Source organism: Ensifer sp. LC11, from assembly GCF_001695835.1.
Lineage (GTDB): Bacteria > Pseudomonadota > Alphaproteobacteria > Rhizobiales > Rhizobiaceae > Ensifer.
The window spans coordinates 261,812-280,737 of record NZ_MBSO01000012.1; the positions used below are offsets into that span (position 1 = coordinate 261,812).

Annotated in this window: 17 protein-coding genes; all 17 read left to right on the forward strand. The window is 64.0% G+C overall.

From position 1 onward, the window contains the following. Positions 1-74: 74 nt before the first annotated feature. The 17 genes from BBX50_RS09960 (at position 75) to BBX50_RS10040 (ending at position 18,836) form a co-directional block, all read left to right on the forward strand. Positions 75-1,040 carry a sugar-binding transcriptional regulator gene (locus BBX50_RS09960; RefSeq protein WP_065775437.1) on the forward strand — a complete coding sequence of 322 codons (966 nt, stop codon included), beginning with the start codon at positions 75-77 and terminating at the stop codon, positions 1,038-1,040. A gap of 116 nt (positions 1,041-1,156) precedes the next feature. Beyond that, a complete protein-coding gene (locus BBX50_RS09965; protein ID WP_065775143.1) occupies positions 1,157-2,602 on the forward strand; it encodes an ABC transporter substrate-binding protein in 1,446 nt (481 codons plus the stop codon). Between the two features lie 238 nt (positions 2,603-2,840). Beyond that, positions 2,841-3,764, forward strand: a complete 924-nt coding sequence (locus BBX50_RS09970) for a sugar ABC transporter permease (protein ID WP_065775144.1) — start codon at positions 2,841-2,843, stop codon at positions 3,762-3,764. Between the two features lie 11 nt (positions 3,765-3,775). Next, positions 3,776-4,633 (forward strand): carbohydrate ABC transporter permease, encoded by an 858-nt coding sequence (locus BBX50_RS09975; protein ID WP_065775145.1) that lies wholly within the window; start codon positions 3,776-3,778, stop codon positions 4,631-4,633. A gap of 3 nt (positions 4,634-4,636) precedes the next feature. Beyond that, positions 4,637-5,755, forward strand: coding sequence for an ABC transporter ATP-binding protein (locus tag BBX50_RS09980; RefSeq protein WP_065775146.1), 1,119 nt, complete (start codon positions 4,637-4,639; stop codon positions 5,753-5,755). Beyond that, positions 5,752-6,876: an ABC transporter ATP-binding protein gene (locus tag BBX50_RS09985; protein ID WP_065775147.1), complete on the forward strand. Its 1,125-nt coding sequence runs from the start codon at positions 5,752-5,754 to the stop codon at positions 6,874-6,876. The genes BBX50_RS09980 and BBX50_RS09985 overlap by 4 nt, the downstream gene beginning before the upstream one ends. Then, positions 6,876-8,453 (forward strand): FGGY-family carbohydrate kinase, encoded by a 1,578-nt coding sequence (locus tag BBX50_RS09990; RefSeq protein WP_065775148.1) that lies wholly within the window; start codon positions 6,876-6,878, stop codon positions 8,451-8,453. Before BBX50_RS09985 ends, BBX50_RS09990 begins: the two co-directional genes overlap by 1 nt. Then, entirely contained in the window at positions 8,450-9,487 is a 1,038-nt protein-coding gene (locus BBX50_RS09995; protein WP_065775149.1) for a 2-hydroxyacid dehydrogenase, read from the forward strand. Before BBX50_RS09990 ends, BBX50_RS09995 begins: the two co-directional genes overlap by 4 nt. Further along, positions 9,487-11,019, forward strand: coding sequence for a glycerol-3-phosphate dehydrogenase (locus BBX50_RS10000; RefSeq protein WP_139108266.1), 1,533 nt, complete (start codon positions 9,487-9,489; stop codon positions 11,017-11,019). The genes BBX50_RS09995 and BBX50_RS10000 overlap by 1 nt, the downstream gene beginning before the upstream one ends. Positions 11,020-11,029: 10 nt before the next feature. Beyond that, entirely contained in the window at positions 11,030-12,082 is a 1,053-nt protein-coding gene (locus BBX50_RS10005; protein WP_065775151.1) for a class II aldolase/adducin family protein, read from the forward strand. Further along, positions 12,079-13,365 (forward strand): FGGY-family carbohydrate kinase, encoded by a 1,287-nt coding sequence (locus BBX50_RS10010; protein ID WP_065775152.1) that lies wholly within the window; start codon positions 12,079-12,081, stop codon positions 13,363-13,365. Before BBX50_RS10005 ends, BBX50_RS10010 begins: the two co-directional genes overlap by 4 nt. Continuing rightward, positions 13,362-14,207 carry a TIGR01459 family HAD-type hydrolase gene (locus BBX50_RS10015; RefSeq protein ID WP_065775153.1) on the forward strand — a complete coding sequence of 282 codons (846 nt, stop codon included), beginning with the start codon at positions 13,362-13,364 and terminating at the stop codon, positions 14,205-14,207. Before BBX50_RS10010 ends, BBX50_RS10015 begins: the two co-directional genes overlap by 4 nt. Positions 14,208-14,221: 14 nt before the next feature. Further along, the gene (locus BBX50_RS10020; protein WP_065775154.1) at positions 14,222-15,160 is read left to right on the forward strand and encodes a TIM barrel protein; all 939 of its coding nucleotides are present in this window, start codon (positions 14,222-14,224) and stop codon (positions 15,158-15,160) included. Positions 15,161-15,260: 100 nt separating this feature from the next. Next, positions 15,261-16,040 (forward strand): DeoR/GlpR family DNA-binding transcription regulator, encoded by a 780-nt coding sequence (locus tag BBX50_RS10025; RefSeq protein ID WP_065775155.1) that lies wholly within the window; start codon positions 15,261-15,263, stop codon positions 16,038-16,040. Continuing rightward, positions 16,037-16,804, forward strand: a complete 768-nt coding sequence (locus BBX50_RS10030; RefSeq protein WP_065775156.1) for a triose-phosphate isomerase — start codon at positions 16,037-16,039, stop codon at positions 16,802-16,804. The genes BBX50_RS10025 and BBX50_RS10030 overlap by 4 nt, the downstream gene beginning before the upstream one ends. 43 nt (positions 16,805-16,847) lie before the next feature. Beyond that, a complete protein-coding gene (locus BBX50_RS10035) occupies positions 16,848-17,291 on the forward strand; it encodes an RpiB/LacA/LacB family sugar-phosphate isomerase (protein WP_065775157.1) in 444 nt (147 codons plus the stop codon). Between the two features lie 261 nt (positions 17,292-17,552). Further along, a complete protein-coding gene (locus tag BBX50_RS10040) occupies positions 17,553-18,836 on the forward strand; it encodes a low temperature requirement protein A (protein ID WP_201723464.1) in 1,284 nt (427 codons plus the stop codon). Positions 18,837-18,926: the final 90 nt, after the last annotated feature.

The window sequence follows — 18,926 nt, forward strand, 5'->3', positions numbered from 1 at the left end:
TCTTTCATTAATGGATAAAAATATCACGCGCTGCAAAATTTATCATGCAGCGCAACAAGAGCCGGGTGGAGACAATGACGATTGGCGGGACGGGTATTCGTGACGACGAGACCAGCATGGCGACGCGGGCGGCCTGGCTGCATTATGCCGGCGGCCTGACCCAGGCCGAGGTCGCCAAGCGTCTGGGCCTCACCTCGCTCAAGGCCCACCGACTGATCATGAAGGCCAACCAGGAAGGGCTGGTGAAGGTCTATATCGACGGCGAAGTCTCTGAATGTGTGGAGCTTGAGCAGGCGCTTTCAGCCCGCTATGGCCTCGACTACTGCGAAGTTGTGCCGGACTTCGATTCCGATGATCTGCCGCTGAAAGCGCTCGGCATTTCCGGCGCACAGTTCTTGAAGCGCGAGATCGAGCGCGGCGAAACCGCGCTGGTCGGCGTCGGCCATGGCCGCACGCTTGCGGCTTGCGTCGAGTATCTGCCGCGGATCGCCAGCGGCAACACCCGCTTCGTGTCGCTGCTCGGCGGGCTTACCCGCAAGTTTTCGGCCAATCCGCATGACGTAATCCATAGGCTTGCCGAGCGCACCGGTGCCGAGGCCTATGTCATGCCGGTGCCGTTCTTCGCCAACACGGTCGAAGACCGCGACGTGCTCTTCAGCCAGCGCGGCGTGCGCGAGGTCTTTGATCTCGCCAAGACTGCCGATCTGCTGATGGTCGGCATCGGTACCGCCGTGCGCGAGGCCTCGCTGGTTTCGACCGGCATGATCGAGACCAGCGAGATCGAGGACATCCAGAAGGGCGGGGCGATGGGAGAACTGCTCGGCCACTTCTTCGACAGGGATGGCCGGCCGATCGAGACGACGCTGTCGGACCGCACCTTCACGCTCAGCCGCGAAGACCTGAAGAACCGCCGCACCGTCGCGGTTGCCGGCGGCAAGATCAAGGTGCCGGCCATCCGCGCCGTGCTCGCCAGCGGGCATTTGAGCGGGCTGATCACCGATGAGCGGACCGCACGGGCACTTGCTGCCGACGGCGCATGAGGCGCCGGGACATTCTGGCCATGGGGGCAGGGAGGATCTGTCCACGGTCTTAAAGGGAGGAATACCGGTGGGGTAGCCGGCAGTCGCAATCATACCCGCAACGGAGGAGAAGACGGATGTACGAGAAGGAGAAGGACCTCATCAGCGCATTCCTGCGTGGGGAGGTGGACCGCCGCGGCATGCTCAAGGGATTGGGCGCTGCAGGCTTGACCGTCGGCACGGCCGGCACGTTGTTCAACATGATGTCGACGCAGGCGCTCGCCGCCGACTTCGACTGGAAGGCGCATTCCGGCAAGAAGCTGAAGCTGCTTTTGAACAAGCATCCTTATGCCGATGCGATGATCGCCAACCTGCAGACCTTCAAGGATCTGACCGGCATCGACGTCACCTATGACGTGTTCCCGGAAGACGTCTATTTCGACAAGGTGACGGCGGCGCTGTCGTCGGGCTCGACCGAATACGACGCCTTCATGACCGGCGCCTACATGACCTGGACCTATGGCCCGGCCGGCTGGATCACCGACCTCAAGGAGTGGATCAACGATCCGGCCAAGACCAATCCGCAATATGCCTGGGACGACTTCCTGCCGGGCGTGAAAAACTCCTGCGCCTGGAACGGCCAGCCGGGCGGGGCGCTCGGCTCCGACGACGCCAAGCAATGGTGCATTCCGTGGGGCTATGAGCAGAATAACCTGTCGTTCAACCAGGCCATGTTCGACAAGGCCGGCGTTAGCGTGCCGAAGAACCTCGACGAACTGTCGGTCGCAGCCGCCAAGCTCACCAAGGATGTCGGTGGCGGTGTCTACGGTATCGGCGTGCGTGGCTCGCGCTCCTGGGCGACGATCCATCCGGGCTTCCTCTCGGGCTACGCCAATTTCGGCCAGAAGGACCTGAACGTCGGGGCCGACGGCAAGCTCTCGGCGGCGATGAACACCGCCGATTCCAAGGCCTTCCACGCCAAGTGGGTGTCGATGATCCAGGAAAGCGGCCCGAAGGACTGGTCGACCTATACCTGGTACCAGGTCGGCACCGATCTCGGCGCCGGCGCCTCCGCCATGATCTACGACGCCGACATCCTCGGCTACTTCATGAACGGCGGCGACAACAAGATGGCTGGCAAGCTCGCCTACGCGCCGTTTGCCGCCAATCCGGCAGCCTCGGCCCCGACGCCGAACATCTGGATCTGGTCGCTCGCCATGTCCAACTTCTCCAGGGATAAGGACGCGACCTGGTATTTCCTGCAATGGGCGACCGGTCTCGAACACGCGATCTTCGGCGCGACGAAGATGGACTTCGTCAACCCGGTCCGCGCTTCGGTGTGGAAGGACGAGATCTTCCGCGAGCGGCTGAACAAGAGCTATCCGGGTTACGTGGAGATGCACGACGTTTCGGCGCCGGGCGCGAAGATCCACTTCACCGCACAGCCTTTGTTCTTCGATGTGACGACCGAATGGGCAGCGACGCTGCAGAAGATGGTCGCCAAGCAAGTGCCGGTTGATGAAGGTCTCGACCAGCTCGCAGAAAGCATCAACCGCCAGCTCCAGGAGGCGGGTCTCGGCTGATAGGCCTCCCAAGCGATGCCCGGCGCCAGAATCAAAATACTAGAGCGTCCTTCGTGCGTTCGTATGAACGCACGGCGCTCTAGTGGCGCCGGGCATCCCGAGATGCCGGCAGTGGTCGGCCTGTTGCGACCCATTTGAGGTCGCACCGAAATCAACCTGAGATGCCGAGGAACTGGCGCGGCGCCTGAAGGCCCCGCGTGCCGCGTGCTCTTTTAAGACTTCAGGAACGGAGCTCGACATGGCTTCAACAGAAACCCTCCGCAGACCGGCCTCCGGTTTCAGGATCAGCAGGAAGATGCTTCCCTACGTGCTGAGCCTGCCGGCGCTGCTCGTCTGCATCGGCATCCTCATCCCGTTCTTCACGGCGGTCATCTATTCCTTCCAGCGCTACCGGCTGAGCCAGCCCTGGGCGCGCCAGTTCAACTGGGGCGAAAACTACCTCAACTTCATCACCGATCCGGCCTTCTGGAACACGCTGAAGGTGTCGCTGCTTTATGCCGGCCTCACCGTGACGCTGGAACTGCTGCTCGGCCTCGGCATTGCGCTCCTCTTGCAGCGGCGCTCGACGGTCAACAACTTCATCTCGATCATGCTGCTTCTGCCGCTGATGATCGCGCCGGCGCTGGCCGCGCTGATGTGGAAGCTGATGACCAATCCGAGCTTCGGCATCTTGAGCTACCTCGCCAGCCTCATCGGGCTGCATGACTTCCGCTGGGCGTCTTCGCCGGATACGGCGCTTCTGACCGTCGTGCTCGTCGATATCTGGGTCTACACGCCCTTCATCATGATCCTGCTTCTGGCGGGTCTGCGCTCGCTGCCGACGCAGCCTTTCGAGGCCGCGGCTCTCGACGGCGTGCCGCGCAGCTTCGTCTTCTTCCGCATCACCCTGCCGATGCTGACGCCCTATATCCTGACGGCGACGCTCTTCCGGCTGCTCGACAGCATCCAGCAGTTCGACATCATCTACGCGATGACCCAAGGCGGGCCTGGCAACACGCTCACCGTCTTCCAGGTCGAGGCCTATCTCAACTTCTTCCAGTCGACCAATGTCGGCCGTTCGGCAGCGCTTCTGATTATCCTCTGGGCGATCACCTACACGCTGTCCAACGTCTTCATCAAGAACTGGCTGCGGCTGCGCGAACGCGCGCGCGGCGAAGCTTAAAGGAGGGACCAATGGATACCATGTCTCCGCTCGAACGGACCTTGCGCGGTCTCGCCCTCACGCTCGTCGTCGTCTTCTTCATGTTCCCGATCTTCTGGATCTTCCTGATGTCGTTCCAGACGAACGAGACGATCCTCGCGATCCCGCCGTCGATCGTGTTCTCGCCGACCTTGTCGAACTATGCGGCGCTGATCACTGGCAAGCTGCAGACGGCGGCCGGGACGCTCGACATCGCCTTCATGAGCAATCTCGGCAACTCGATCTTCCTGTCGGTGGCCTCTGTCGCGGTGTCCTTGGTGCTCGGCGTGCCCGCGGCCTATGCCTTTGCCCGCCACAAGTTCCGGGGTTCGGAAGACATTGCGTTTACGCTGCTCTCCTTCCGCTTCGCGCCGCCGCTGCTGGTCCTCCTGCCGCTGACGCAGTATTTCCAGTGGCTCGGCCTTTCCAACACCTATCTCGGGCTGATCTGGGTCTACCAGCTGATCTGCCTGCCGCTCATCCTCTGGATCGTGCGCGGCTATTTCGAGGATATCTCGGCTGACGTCGAATATGCCTATCGCATCGCCGGTCATTCCTGGTTTGCGACCTTCCGCAAGATCGCGCTCCCGCTTGCCGGCCCCGGTATCGCTGCCGCCGGCCTGCTTGCCTTTATCTTCGCCTGGAACAACTTCGTCTTCGCGCTGGTGCTGGCATCCGCCGACAAGCAGCCGGTGACGGTCGGTGCGCTCGCCTTCGTCACCTCCTCGGGCATCCAATACGGGCAGATCGCCGCCGCCATCGTGCTTTCGGTCACGCCGACGCTCGCACTTGCACTCTACGCCCAGCGCTACCTCGTCGAAGGCCTGTCGCTCGGCGCGGTGAAGGGATAAACCATGACCACGCTGCAACTGAAGAACATCGTCAAACGCTACAAGAGCCAGACGGTTCTCGACGACCTCTCGCTCGACGTCGCCGATGGCGAGCGGCTGGTGCTCTTCGGCCCGTCCGGCGCCGGCAAGACCGTGCTTCTACGGCTGGTCGCCGGTGTCATCGAGCCGGATGAGGGGCGAGTGCTGATCGGCGGTGAGGACATGAGCGATGTCGATGCCGAACATCGCGGTGTCGGCATGGCCTTCCAGAACTTCGCGCTCTTCCCGCACATGAGCGCCTTCGACAATATCGCCAGCCCCCTGACGGCGACGCGCTCGTCGAAGGAGAAGATCACGGCCGGCGTGCAGAAGGTCGCGAAGCTGCTCAAGATCGACCATGTCCTGACGCATCACCCGAAGGCGCTTTCGAACGGCCAGAAGCAGAGAACGGCGCTTGCCCGTGCGCTGGTCGGCTCGCCGCCGCTCTTGCTGCTCGACGATCCCTTGCGCAACGTCGATGCGAAGCTGCGCTTCGAGATGCGGCTGGAACTGCCGCGGCTTTTGGCGGCGCAAGGCGCGACCGTCGTCTACGTTACCCAGGACTACAAGGAAGCGATGGCGCTCGGTGACCGGATTGCGGTGATGGCGGCCGGCCGCATCCACCAGATCGGCACGCCGCAGGAGATCTATACGGCGCCCGCCGATATCGAGATCGCGCGGCTCTTTGGCGATCCCACCATCAACCTGCTCGATGTCGCGCCGCAGCGAAGCGGCGAGGGGGTGTTTGTCGAGCTTTCCAACATCCGAGTGCGGCTTGCGGACTATGGTTCCGATGTCGTCGGCCGGCAGTGTGTCCTTGGTCTCCGGCCGGAGGCGATCAGCTTCGTCGACGCTTCTGCACCTGGCGCGATCCCCGTAGCGGTCGAAGCGGAAACGCCGCTCAACGAGAAGACCGTGACGCTCACGCTCACCGCCCGCGGCCGCGAAATCCTGGTGTCGCGACCGGCCGGAACGCCTGGTCCGACTGTCGGTTCGGCCCATATTTCCGTCAATGGCATGCAGGCATTGCTTTTCGACAGGGCGAGCGGCGCGCTGCTGCCGCGCGCCGACATCGCAGCCAAGCGCAATGGAGAAGCGGCATGACCGACACCGCGCTTTTGATCAAGGACGTCGACAAGTTCTACGGCCCCGTCGACTACGGCGTGCATGCCGTGAAGAAGCTGAACATGGATGTGCGAAAGGGCGAGATCATCGCGCTGCTCGGCTCGTCCGGCTGCGGCAAGACCTCGACGCTGCGCATGATCGCCGGCTTCGAGGCGGTGTCGCGCGGCACGATTTCGCTTGCCGGCCGTCCGGTGCAGACCCTGCCGCCGGTGCGCCGCAACGTCGCCATGGCGTTTGAGGGCTATTCGCTCTATCCGCCTTTGACGGTGCGGGAGAATATCGCCTTTGCGCTGAAGGCCTCGAAGCTTTCGCAGGCTGTTGTCGACGAGAAGGTGGCCGGTATCGCCAAGCTTCTCGAGATCGAGGACGTTCTCGGGCGCTATCCGAGCTCGATCTCCGGCGGCCAGCAGCAGCGGGCCTCGCTCGGGCGGGCGCTGATCCGTGATGCCAACCTGCATCTGCTCGACGAGCCGATGGGGCAGCTGGAGCCGCAGCTGCGCGCGCTCTTACGCGGCCGCATCAAGCACTTCATCAAGGAGCGCGGCCTGACCGCGATCCTCGTCACCCACGACCAGACGGAGGCGAATGCGCTTGCCGACCGCATTGCCGTCATGGAAGGCGGCGTGCTGCAGCAGTTCGACACGCCGCAGAAGATCAAGGAGCGGCCGGCCAACCTCTTCACCGGCACCTTCGTCGGCGAGCCGCCGATGAACGTCTTTGAAGCCAGCGTCACCGGCTCCGAAAGCAAAATGGCTTTTGGGCTGAAGGACGGGGTACGGCTCGAATATGCGGCTTCCGATTTTTCGCATGCGGTGCGTGACGAACTCATCAAGCGGCAGAAGGTGGTGCTCGGCATCCGGCCCTATTCGGTGCGCCGCAGCGCCGATGGCGTCACCGGTCGCGTTGCCGTCAACCAGTGGCTTGGCGACCAGACCCATATCGCCGCCGATTTTGCCGGCGGTACCCTGGTGCTGGTCGAGCACGACCGTACGGAACTGGATGACGGCCAGCCGATCGGCATCCATCTCGACCCGTCGAGCCTGCACGTCTTCGATGGCGACAGCGGGCGGGCGATCAGCCATGGACAGGAGCTCGCCTGATGCGGGACATCCTCATCGGCATCGATGCGGGCACGTCGGTCATCAAGTCGGTGGCCTTCGATCTCCGCGGCCGGCAGATCGCCATGGCCGCCCTGCCGAACGCCTATGAGGCCGTCGGCCGCGCCGGCAGCGTGCAGGATCTCGACCGCACCTGGGCCGACGCGGCAACGACGCTGAAGCAGCTCTCCGAGAAGATCGAGAACCTTGCCCACCGGGTCGTTGCGATCGCGGTGACCGGCCAGGGTGACGGCACCTGGATGATCGACAGGGACGGCGCGCCGGTCGGCAAGGGTTGGCTCTGGCTCGATGCGCGCGCCGGCGAGACGGTCGAGCGGCTGCGCGGCGACAGCGGCGACGTTGCCCGGTTCGAAAGCACCGGCTCAGGCCTTGCCGCCTGCCAGCAGGGGCCGCAGCTTCGCTGGATGTGCGACCATGCGCCTGAAATGCTCAATGGTGTCGCCACCACCTTCCATTGCAAGGACTGGCTCTATTACAAGCTGACCGGCAAACGGGCGACCGATCCGTCCGAGGCGAATTTTAGCTTCGGCAATTTCCGTACCCGCAGCTATAGCGACGACGTCATCGCCTTCCTCGGCCTTAACAAGCTGAAACATGTGCTGCCCGAGATCGTCGATGGTGCCTCGACCCATCACCAACTCTCAAGCGAAGCCGCGAAGGCAACCGGACTCACCGAGGGTACGCCCATCGTGCTCGGTTACGTCGATGTCGTCTGCACTGCACTTGGCGCAGGGCTCTATGATCCGGGCACCGATACCGGCTGCTCGATCATCGGCTCGACCGGCATGCACATGCGCCTTGCCAACGGCGCCGACGATGTGCGGCTCAACCGCGATCTCACCGGCTACACCATGTGCATGCCGATCCCGGGCGCCTACGCGCAGATGCAGTCGAACATGGCGGCGACGCTCAACATCGACTGGATCCTGTCGCTTGCCTCAGGGCTGCTGAAGAGCATGGGCGTGGAGAAGTCGAAGAGCGAGCTGCTCGTCCATGTCGACGGCTGGCTGGCGGATGCCAAGGACACGCCGCTGATCTTCCAGCCCTATATCTCGGAGGCCGGCGAACGCGGACCATTTGTCGATGCGTCGGCGCGCGCGTCCTTCGTCGGGCTCTCGGTCAACCATAGCTTCGGCGACATGGTGAAGGCGGTCTTCGACGGGCTCGCCATGGCGGCGCGCGATTGCTACGCCGAGATGGGGCCGCTGCCGGCTCGCATCCGGCTGACCGGTGGTGCTGCCCGCAGCGCCTCGCTTCGCCGCATCCTCGGTGCAGCCCTTGGTGCCAGCGTCCAGACGAGCGAGCGGGAAGAGGCGGGGGCGGCCGGTGCCGCCATGATCGCCGCCGTCTCGCTCGGCATCTATCCCTCGATGGCCGATTGCCTCGGCGATTGGGTCACATCTTACCAGCGGCCCGCCGAGGCTCCCGACCCGGCGCTTGCCCGCCGGTTTGACGAACTCTTTCCCACCTATCAGCAGTCGCGAACCGCGCTCAGACCCGTCTGGCATGCACTCTCCCAAGGCGCGGCCGCGGAAGACCAACAGGAAACATCGAAATGAAGAAGATAGCCATTATCGGCGACCGGTTCATGCTGCCGGACGTGTTTCGCGACAAGATCGTCGAGGCGACCGGCAACGGCCATGATATCCGCACGCTCGAACTGCCCTGGCCCGATGTGCCGATGGAGCACGGTTATGCGGTCGAGGGCATGGACGGGCTGAAGGAGTATCTCGGCAAGCCCGAGGACATCATCGCGTTCATCGGTGACGCGGAAATCCTGGTGACGCAGCTGGCGCCGCTGTCTCGTGCGATGCTGAAGGCGCTTCCCGGCCTGAAGCTCGTCGCGGTCTCCCGTGGAGGCCCGGTCAATATCGACATGGGTGCAGCAAGAGATGCCGGCGTTCGCGTTGTCAACACCCCCGGCCGCAATGCGAATGCCGTCGCCGAGTTCACGCTCGGGGCGATTCTCGCGGAAACGCGGCTGATCCGTACCGGCCATGAGGCGCTACGCAAGGGCGAATGGCGTGGCGATCTCTACCGGGCCGACCGCACCGGCCGCGAGCTTTGCGAAATGACCGTCGGCGTCATCGGCTACGGCAATATCGGCACCAAGGTGGTGCGCCTCTTGCGCGCCTTCGGCAGCAAGGTGCTGGTGCATGATCCCTATGTGCAGTTGTCCGCCGACGATCTCAACGCCGGCGTCGAGCAGGTTTCGCTCGATGCGCTGCTTTCCCGTTCCGACGTCGTGACGCTTCATCCGCGCGTGACCGAGGAAACGCGAAACATGATGAACGCCGAGACCTTTGCCAGGATGAAGCCGGGCGCGATCTTCGTGAACACGGCGCGTGGGCCCCTCTGCGACTACGATGCACTCTACGAAAACCTGGTGGGCGGTCACCTCTCGGCGGCGATGCTCGAGACCTTTGCCGTCGAGCCGGTGCCGGAGGACTGGCCGCTGCTGAAACTTCAAAACGTGACGCTGACGCCGCATATCGCCGGCGCCTCGGTGCGCACCGTCACCTACGCCGCCGAAATGGCCGCCGAGGAAGTGCGCCGCTACATCGCCGGTCTGCCGCCGGTCAATCCGTGCTGATGACAGGAGCAACGACGGTGAGTTCCGAGACCGGAATATACGATCTGTTCGTCGTCGGCGGCGGCGTCAACGGCGCGGGCATTGCGCGCGATGCCGCCGGGCGGGGGCTCTCGGTGCTCTTGTGCGAGAAGGACGATCTGGCGCAAGGGACGAGCTCGCGCTCGGGCAAGCTTGTCCATGGCGGCCTGCGCTATCTCGAATATTACGAGTTCCGGCTGGTGCGCGAGGCGCTGATCGAACGCGAAGTGCTGCTTTCCTCCGCACCGCACATCATCTGGCCGATGCGTTTCGTGCTGCCGCACAATCCTGCGGACCGGCCGGCCTGGCTCGTGCGGCTCGGCCTTTTCCTCTACGACCATCTCGGCGGGCGTAAGCGCTTGCCGGGCACCCGCAGCCTCGACCTTTCGACCGCGCCCGAGGGTGCGCCGATCAAGAATGAATACCGCAAGGCCTTCGAATATTCCGACTGTTGGGTGGATGACGCGCGCCTCGTGGTTCTGAACGCGCTCGACGCCCGCGCCCGTGGCGCGCGGATTTTGACGCGCACCGCCTGCAGCGCGATCCGCCGGCGCGACGGGCTCTGGGTGATCGAGATGACCGATACCCGCACCGGCGTGAAGACCGAGGTGAAGGCGCGCTGCGTCGTCAACACCGCCGGCCCCTGGGTCAACGATGTCATCGGCCGGATCGGTGGGCTGAATTCCAGCCGCAGCGTGCGGCTGGTCAAGGGCAGCCATATCGTCGTGCCGAAATTCTGGGAAGGGCGGCAGGCCTATCTCGTCCAGAACCCGGACAAGCGGGTGATCTTCATCAACCCCTACCAGAACGACCTGGCGCTGATCGGCACGACGGATATTCCCTATGAGGGCCGGCCGGAGGATGTGGCGGCCGACGGCAACGAGATCAGCTATCTCCTGAAATCGGTGAACCGCTACTTCAAGCAGCAGCTCACATCCGACGATATCGTCTACAGCTTCTCCGGCGTACGCCCGCTCTACGACGACAATGCCGAAAACCCGTCAGCCGTTACCCGCGACTATATCTTCGAAGTCGACGCGAGCGATGGCCAGGCACCATTGCTTTCGGTTTTCGGCGGCAAGATCACCACTTTCCGCAAGCTTTCCGAACATGCGCTGGAGCGGCTGAAGCCCTTCTTTCCCAAGATGGGGCCGGCCTGGACGGCGCGGGCGCATTTGCCTGGCGGCGACATGGCGGATGCCGACTTCGAGCAGTTCCTGGGCGATCTGAAGGCGCGCTACCGCTTTCTGCCGGCGGATCTCGCCAAGCACTATGCGCGGCTTTACGGCACGCGGACGCATGCGTTGCTCGCCGGTGCCGACGCGGTCGAGGATCTCGGCCCGGCCTTCGGTCCGCACTTTCGCGAGCGCGAGGCGCGCTTCCTCATCGACAACGAATGGGCGCAGACGGCCGACGACATTCTCGACCGGCGGACCAAGCACGGCCTGCACATGACACCAGCCGAACGGCAGGCCTTCACCCATTGGCTGGAACGCCAGCAGCAAGCGGCCTGAAGGAGATCGGATGCGAAGTCTGGAATTCGAAGCGCTTCTCGACCTTTCGGCCCGCGTCGGGGCAGACCCGCTGCTGGTACAGGGGGCGGGCGGCAACATCTCGATCAAGGAGGGCGGCACGCTCTGGATCAAGGCATCGGGTCTTTGGCTTGCGCATGCGCGCCAGCGCGACGTGATGGTGCCGGTGGCGCTCGATCCGTTGCTGGAGGCGCTGGAACGCGACGACCCGACGGCGGAGAAAGCGCAGGATTTCGTGATTGCCGCGCAGAACGCCTCGGGCCTGCGCCCATCGATCGAAACGACGGTGCATGCGCTGATGCCGCAGAAGGTGGTGGTGCACGTGCACTGCGTCGAGACGATCGCGACGGCGGTGCAGACCAATGGCGCGGCGATTGCCGCCGAGCGGCTTGCCGGTTACGGCCATGTCTTCGTGCCCTATGCCCGCCCGGGGCTGCCGCTGGCCAAGGCGATTGCCGAACGGATGCAGGACAACACCTCTGTGCTGGTCCTCGGCAATCATGGCCTGGTCGTCGCGGCCGAAAGCGTCATCGATGCGGCGATCCTGTTGACGGATGTTACGCGCCGCCTGACCGGCACGCGGCGGCATGCGCCGACCGCCGATCTCGTATCGCTCGGTCGCCTTGCCGTTGATAGTGATTATCGCCTGCCGGAGGATATCAGGCTGCATTCCATTGCTGCCGATCTGGACAGTTGCCGGATCGCGGCCGGTGGCAGCCTCTATCCCGATCATGTGATCTTTCTCGGCAAGGGCGCTGTCGTTGCCGCACCCGGCGAGACGGCGCTCTCGATCGAGGCGAAGCGGCGCGCGAGTGGCGAGAGCCTGCCGCCGCTCCTGCTTTTCCCCGGCAAGGGTGTTCTGGTGCAGAAGGAGATTTCCGCCGGCGCCTTCGCGATGGCCCGCTGCCTTGCCGACGTGACGGCCCGCATTCCGGCTGACACGCGCCTGCGCTACCTGACGGAAGCGGAAAACGCCGAGCTTCTCGGCTGGGACGCGGAAAAGTACCGCCAGCAGCTCAACCGTGCGGGACAGGTGCTGCAATGAGCGGCGATGATCGCAAGCTGGTTGTCGGCATCGATCTCGGTACCTCAGGTGCGCGTGCGGTGGCCATGGCACCGGATGGTGTCGTCGTTGCATCCGGTGCAGCGAAGCTCTCATCCTTCTCCGAGGATCATCGTGATCCGGCCGGCTGGTGGAAGGCGGTGCGGGCGGCGCTCAATGAGACGCTCGGCGGCATCGACAGGCGCAGCGTTTGTGCGCTCGCGATCGACGGCACGTCCGGCACGACGCTGCCGGTCGACAAGGCGGGCGCGCCGTTGGCCGCGCCGATGATGTACAATGATCCGGTTCTCGACCGCGCGCTTCTCGATGCGATCGCTGCCGATGCGCCGCGCGAAAGTGCTGCCCATGGCGCCACATCCGGTCTCGCCAAGCTTCTCGCCTTTCAGTCGCTGCCAGGTGTCTTCCGGGTGATCCATCAGGCCGATTGGCTCGCCGGGCACTTTACCGGGCTCTACGACGTCTCTGACGAGAACAATGCGTTGAAGACCGGCTATGATCCGGTGTCGCGGTCGTGGCCGGACTGGATCGCAATGACGGGTGCGCGCGTCGAGCTTTTGCCCCATGTACTGCCCGCCGGCGCGCCGGTCGCTTCCATCAGCCCGGCGGCGGCCGAGGCCTTCGGTCTTTCGTCTGATACAGTGATCGTTGCCGGCACCACGGACGGATGCGCCTCGTTTCTCGCAACCGGTGCCGACCAGCCGGGCGATGGCGTCAGCGCGCTCGGTACGACCTTGACGGTGAAGATGCTCTCGGATCGTCCGCTGTTTGCCCCGGAATACGGGCTCTACAGCCATCGCATCGGTGACATGTGGCTGGCGGGCGGCGCGTCCAATTCGGGCGGCGTTGTGCTCGCCGAACATTTCTCGTCGGAGCGGATCGCCGTGCTTTCGGCGGAGATCGATCCGGCCGTCCATACCGGGCTCGACTACTATCCGCTGGTCAAGCCCGGCGAGCGGTTTCCCATCGCCGACCCGGATTTCCCGCCGCGCATGAGCCCGCGGCCGGCCGACGAAGCGACCTTCCTGAAGGCGATCTTCGAAGGTATCGCCGGGGTCGAGAGCCTTGCTTATCAGCGGCTGACCGCGCTTGGCGGGCCAACGCTTCGTTCGCTGCGCAGCGTCGGCGGTGGGGCGAAGAACGCGACCTGGACCGCGATCCGTTCGCGCAGGCTCGGCGTGCCCTTCCTGCCCGTGCTTTCCGAGGAGGCGGCGGCCGGTACGGCAAGGCTTGCTCTTTCCGGCGCCAGAAAGGCAGGTGTGCTGTGATCTCTGTCAAGACCATCGCCGGACTTGCCGAAATAGCCGACCGCTACGACGCCTTCCTGATCGACCAGTTCGGCGTGCTGCGCGACGGGCGCGGGCCCTATCCGGGCGCGGCTGAAACGCTCGTCCGGCTCAAGCAGGCCGGCAAACGCGTCATCATTCTCTCCAACTCGGGCAAACGCTCGGCCGAAAACGACCGCCGCCTTGCCGATCTCGGCTTCGTCGCCGGCAGCTGGGATTGGTTTTTGACCTCGGGCGAGGTCGCCTGGCAGATCCTCAAGCGGGAGGGCGACGGTACGAACGGCAGTTCGCGCAAATGCCTGCTGATCAGCCGAGACGGCGATCTCTCGCCGATCAAAGGGCTCGATCTCGAGCGCACCGAAGATGGGGCGGACGCCGATATCGTGCTGCTTTCGGCGAGCGAGGGCGATGTCCATCCGCTTTCTTACTATGAGGCGCTGCTGGCGCCGGCGGCCAGACGCGGCGCTCCCTGCCTCTGCACCAATCCGGACAAGGTGATGCTGACGAAAGCGGGAACGGCGTTTGGCGCCGGTCGTATCGCCGAGCTTTACGAGGAACTCGGCGGAAGCGTGCGCTGGATCGGCAAGCCGTTTGCCGACATCTACGCCTTCGCGCTCGATTTCCTCGGAAATCCCGATCCCACAAGGGTCTGCGCCATCGGCGACAGCGTCGAACACGACATTGCAGGTGCCGCAAATGCGGGGCTTCGCTCCGTGTTGGTGACGACCGGGATCCTGGAGCATGCCTCGGACGAGGAGCGCCGCAAGCTCTTTGCCGAATACGGCGCCGCGCCCGATTTCATCCTTCCGAAATTTCTCTGGTAACGGGGAGTAAGGTCGTGGCCTTCACGCTGTCGCTCAACACCAATCCGCTGGTCAACCGCTTCGCCGAGCCCGACGACCTGATCGACACGATCGCCGAGAAGATCCGCATCGGCTACGTGCAGCTGACCCACGAATTCGCCAATCCCGGCTGGCCGGCGGCAACGATCGCCAAGACCGTTCGGCAGTTTCGCAAGGCGCTTGATCGCACCGGCGTGAAGATCACCTCGGGCATGACCGGCCCCTATGGCCGGCTCAACCATTTCGGCCATCCGGACCCGGATGTCAGGCGCTACTATGTCGACTGGTTCAAGACCTTTGCCGATATTTCCGCCGAACTCGGCGCGTCCGGTATGGGCACGCAATTCGCAATCTTCACGCTGAAGGACTACGACGACCCGGCGCGGCGCGAGGAGATGATGCGGATCGCCATCGACTGCTGGCGCGAGGTTGCCGAACACGGCAAGGCGGCGGGGCTTTCCTATGTGTTCTGGGAGCCGATGTCGGTCGGCCGCGAGTTCGGCCATACTATTGCCGAATGCCGGGCGCTCGACCGGCGGCTGGCCGAGGCCGATCTGCCGATCCCGATGAAGATGATGGTCGATATCGACCACGGCGACGTCACCTCCGACAACCCCGATGACATCGACCCCTATGCCTGGGCCGGCGCTTTCCCCGAGCGCTCGCCGATCATCCACATCAAGCAGTCGTCGATGAACAAGGGTGGCCATTGGCCGTTTACCGCCGCCTACAACCGGGACGGCCGCATCACGCCGGAAAAGCTGATCGGCGCGGTTCAGGCCGGTGGCGGCACCGACAACGAGATCTGCCTGGAGCTTTCCTTCCGCGAGCGCGAGCCGACCGATCACAACGTCGTCGAGATGATCCGGGAGTCGGTCGAGTTCTGGGAGCCCTACATCGACACGGGCTTCAATCGTGCACAGAAATCACATTGAAACATCACAAAATCACACAACGGAAATTGAAATATCACAAATAGGTGTTATCTTCTCACTGTGAGCGCGGCCACGGCTGCGCGTAGTCGGGGCCGAGACGATGAAGCCGGAAGACAGGCGACAAGCGATCATGGATGTGCTGATGGAGGCCGGAACGGCGTCCGTCGAGGACCTGTCCTTACGCTTCGGCGTCAGTAAAATGACGGTGCATCGCGATCTCGACGATCTCGAGCAGGCGGGGCTCCTGCGCAAGGTGCACGGCGGCGCCTCGATTCAATCAAGCCCACAATTTGAAAGCGACTTCCGCTACCGTGAGAAGATCGCCACGGCCGAGAAGCGCCGGATCGCCGAACATGCGGCCGGGCTGATCGAGCCGGGCCAAAGCATTCTGATCGACGACAGCTCAACGACGGGCGCGATCGCCGACTGCATCCGCGACATCCGCCCGCTAACCGTCATCACCAACAATCTCGGCGTGATCACCAGCCTTTCGGGTGCTGCCGGCATCAACGTCATCGCGCTCGGCGGCCAGTACAGCAAGAAGTTCAACGGCTTCTTCGGCATCGTCACCGACGAAGCGCTGCGTTCGCTGCGCGTCGACATCGCCTTCCTCTCAAGCTCGGCGATCGAGGGGACCGCGGCCTTCCACCAGGACCAGGAGGTGGTGCAGGCCAAGCGCCTGATGGTGAAGGCGGCCAAGCGCAAATACCTCTTGGTAGACCACGACAAATTCGGGCGCTCGGCGCTCCATTTCCTGACCGGGCTCGATGCTTTCGATGCGGTGCTGACCGGCGCCGAAGTTTCGGCCGAGCACGCAGCACCGCTCGAAGAGGCAGGCATCCGGCTGGTCAGGGTCGACAATCGCAAGGAGAAGGCATGAGCAAGTCCGGACTCTGGGTCGGCACCAGCTGGAAGATGAACAAGACGCTGGCCGAGGCGATGGCCTTTGCCGACGGTCTCGCCGCTGCCGACACGTCGCGCGACGAACGCATCCAGCGTTTCGTCATTCCGCCGTTCACGGCGGTGCGCGAGGTCAAGGCGCGGCTTGCAGAGACCAGTGTCAAGGTCGGCGCGCAGAACATGCATTGGGACGATGCCGGCGCCTGGACTGGCGAGGTCTCGCCGCTGATGCTGAGAGACTGCAACCTCGACGTGGTCGAGCTCGGCCACAGCGAGCGGCGTGAGCATTTCGGCGAAACCGACCGCACCGTCGGCCTGAAGACGGCAGCGGCCATACGCCATGGCCTGGTGCCGCTGATCTGCATCGGCGAGACGCTGGCCGAGCGCGAGGCGGGCGAGGCGGACGCGGTGCTGAAGCGCCAGGTCGAAGGCGCGCTGGCGCTTCTCGACGGCGAGGCGAAAATGGCGACGATCCTCTTTGCCTACGAGCCGGTCTGGGCGATCGGCGTCAATGGCATTCCGGCGACGTCAGACTATGCCGACGAGCGCCACAAGCGCATCGCCGAGGCGGCCGAGGCGGCGCTCGGCAGACGCGTGCCGGTGCTCTATGGCGGCAGCGTCAATCCCGGCAATTGCGAAGAACTGATCACGGAGGCGCATATTGACGGCCTCTTCATCGGCCGCTCCGCCTGGGACGTCACCGGCTATCTCGACATTCTGCAGCGTGTCGCAAGGGCGATCTGAGCCTTCCGCAGTTGCAGTTCCTGAAGAATGGAAAGGAACAATCATGAAGATTGCAATCGGGGCGGACAGCGCCGGCAAGCCCCTGCTGGACGTCATCGCCGCCCATCTCGGCGGCCGGAGCGACGTGGAGGTCGTGGACCTCAGCCAGTCCGGCTACTATGCGGACCTCGCGCAGAAGCTGGCGCAAGAGGTCGTCGAGGGCAAGCACGAGCGCGGCATCCTCTTCTGTGGCACCGGCATCGGCGTCTGCATCTCTGCCAACAAGGTGCCGGGCATCCGCGCGGCGCTGACGCACGACACCTATTCGGCCGAGCGGGCCGCGAAGTCGAACAACGCCCAGATTATCACCATGGGCGCCCGCGTCATCGGTTCTGAACTGGCGAAGGCGATCGTCGATACCTGGCTCGCCTCCGAATTCGACCCGGAAGGCCCTTCGGCCGGCAACGTCCAGGCAATCGATCGCCTCGATGCCGCTAGAGCGGGATGAGGAAAGGCGCGTGCGGTTTTCCGCCCGTATTCCGCTCTCACTAAGGAATCGATCACGATGACTTGGGTCGTCCCGACGCAAATCATCGTGATCTGAGGCTTGAACCTGAATCGCGACGCCCGTTGATCCTCCCTCAGGCGTCGTGACGAAACGCCCGGCAGCGATGCCGGGCGTTTTTACGTTGAGCGCGCGCCATGCCTTGACGACGCTTTCGCAAATATTTGAATATGCTTGGAGATCGTCAGTAAGAGGCGTCCCTTCATGAGCGAAAATACCTCGACCGAACCGCATCCGAGCGCTCACCACCACGTGGCGCGCATGAGCGGCCGCGATACGCACGAGCGCCACAGGGCCGCAACCACGCTCGAACTGCTCTTCGATCTCACCTTCGTCATCGCTTTCAGTCTTGCCGCCTCGCAGCTCGCGCATCTCTTCGCCGAGGGGCACTTCGCCGCCGGCCTGATCGGTTTCGGTTTTGCCACCTTCGCCATCTGCTGGGCCTGGATCAACTTCAGCTGGTTCGCGTCCGCCTACGACACCGACGACTGGATTTTCCGCAGCGTCACCATGGTGCAGATGGTCGGCGTGCTGATCCTGGCGATCGGCCTGCCGCCGATGTTCGAGTCGATCGACAAGGGCGAACATCTCAACAATGGCGTCATGGTGCTTGGCTATGTCGTCATGCGCGTGGCGATGGTGTTCCAGTGGCTGCGCGCCAGTCGACAGGACCCGGCGCGGCGAGGCGCCTGCATGGCCTATGTGAAGGCGATCGGCGTCGCCCAGCTTGGCTGGATCGTGCTGATCTTCTTCGACTTCTCGCTTGCCGTGACCTTTTCCATGGTCGTCGTTCTGACGGCGGTCGAGATGCTCGGCCCCTACATCGCCGAGATGCGCCATGGCGGCACGCCCTGGCATGCGCATCACATCGCCGAGCGCTACGGCCTGCTTGCGATCATCGCGCTTGGGGAAGGGGTGGTCGGCACCGTCGCCTCGATCACCGCCGTCGTCGAAGGGCAGGGCTGGAACCTCGATGTCGCGCTCGTCTGCCTGGCTGGCACCGGGCTTACCTTCGGCATGTGGTGGATCTATTTCCTGCTGCCGAGCGCCGAGGTGCTGCATCATCACCGCCTCAAGCGGTCGTTTGTCTGGGGCTATGGCCACATACCGATCTTTGCCGCGATCGTGGCAACCGGCGCCGGGCTGCATGTGGCGGCCTACTACATCGAGCACAAGGCGCATATCGGTTCGGTCGCGACCGTGCTGACGGTTGCCGTGCCCGTCGCGTGCTACATCGGCCTCGTCTATGCGATGTATACCTATCTGCTGCGGCAGACGGACCGGCTGCATCTCTGGCTGCTCTTCGGCACGGCGCTGGTGCTGGCCGCGTCCGTCGTCGCGGCGATGGCCGGGCTCGATATGGCGATGTGCCTGATCATCCTGATGTTCGCGCCCGTCGTCACCATCGTCGGCTACGAGGCCGGCGGCCACCGTCACCGCATGGCGGCGCTGGAGCGCAGCCTGCGCAAGGGCGAAGCGGCGCAGTAGGCCGGATTTTGCGAGTCGAAACAGGTGGTTGCCGGCTGAGGCTGCCGGATCGATTCAGGCAGTTCAGAGGTTGATTCAGGCGCGGCCGGC